We start from the raw sequence: 1313 nt of genomic DNA on the forward strand, positions 1-1313 counted from the left end.
AGGAAGCGTATGAGCACCGCCACCGCGCCAACGGCGGCCCCCGCGAAGAAGTGGGGATCCGGCATCGTCCAGGGCCTGCAGAAGGTCGGCCGCAGTCTTCAGCTCCCATCGCCGTGCTGCCGGCGGCGGGCCTGATGGTCCGGCTCGGTCAGCCGGACGTCTTCGGGGCCGACGGCCTCGGCTGGGACAAGATCGCCGCGGTCTTCGACAAGGCGGGCGGCGCCATCACCGGCAGTCTCCCCCTGCTCTTCTGCATCGGTGTCGCCATCGGCTTCGCCAAGAAGTCCGACGGCTCGACCGCCCTCGCCGCGCTGGTCGGCTTCCTCGTCTACAGCAAGGTCCTGGAGGCGTTCCCGGTCACCGAGGCCAAGGTCCAGAAAGGCGCGGACATCGCCGCGACCTACAACAACCCCGGTGTCCTCGGCGGCATCATCATGGGTCTGCTCTCGGCGGTCCTGTGGCAGCGCTACCACCGCAAGAAGCTGGTGGACTGGCTCGGCTTCTTCAACGGCCGCCGACTCGTCCCGATCATCATGGCCTTCGTCGGCGTCGCCGTCGGCGTCTTCTTCGGGCTGGTCTGGGAGCCGATCGGTGAGGCCATCGGTGACTTCGGCGAGTGGATGACCGGTCTGGGTTCGTTCGGTGCCGCCCTCTTCGGCGCCATCAACCGCGCGCTCATCCCGATCGGCATGCACCAGTTCGTGAACACGGTGGCGTGGTTCCAGCTCGGCGAGTTCAAGGACGCGGCCGGCCAGGTCTTCACCGGTGACTACAACCGCTTCCTGCACGGCGACCCGACCGCCGGGATGTTCATGTCCGGCTTCTTCCCGATCATGATGTTCGGTCTGCCGGCCGCGGCCCTGGCCATCGCCCACACCGCTCGCCCCGAGCGCCGCAAGGCCGTCATGGGCATGATGGTCTCGCTCGCCCTGACGTCCTTCGTGACGGGTGTGACCGAGCCGATCGAGTTCTCGTTCATGTTCATCGCCCCGCTCCTCTACGTGATCCACGCGCTGCTGACCGCCGTGTCCATGGCCGTCACCTGGGGCCTGGGCGTCCATGCCGGCTTCAACTTCTCCGCCGGCTTCATCGACTACGCCCTGAACTGGAACCTCGCCACCAAGCCATGGCTGATCATCCCCATCGGCCTGGTCTTCGCCGCGATCTACTACGTCGTCTTCCGCTTCGCCATCGTCAGGTTCAACCTCCCGACCCCCGGCCGCGAACCCGAGGAAGAGGTGGAGGACCTCACGAAGGCGTGAGCGAGCCGGTACGACGCCGGTCGGGCGCGGATACGCCGGTACGCACAGGGG

At 67.3% G+C, this 1313-nt stretch carries 1 pseudogene; it reads left to right on the forward strand.

The features are described from left to right. Positions 1 to 9 precede the first annotated feature (9 nt). A pseudogene (locus tag STRIP9103_RS21220) lies at positions 10 to 1262 on the forward strand (PTS transporter subunit EIIC). Positions 1263 to 1313 lie beyond the last annotated feature (51 nt).

Source organism: Streptomyces ipomoeae 91-03, assembly GCF_000317595.1.
Lineage (GTDB): Bacteria > Actinomycetota > Actinomycetes > Streptomycetales > Streptomycetaceae > Streptomyces > Streptomyces ipomoeae.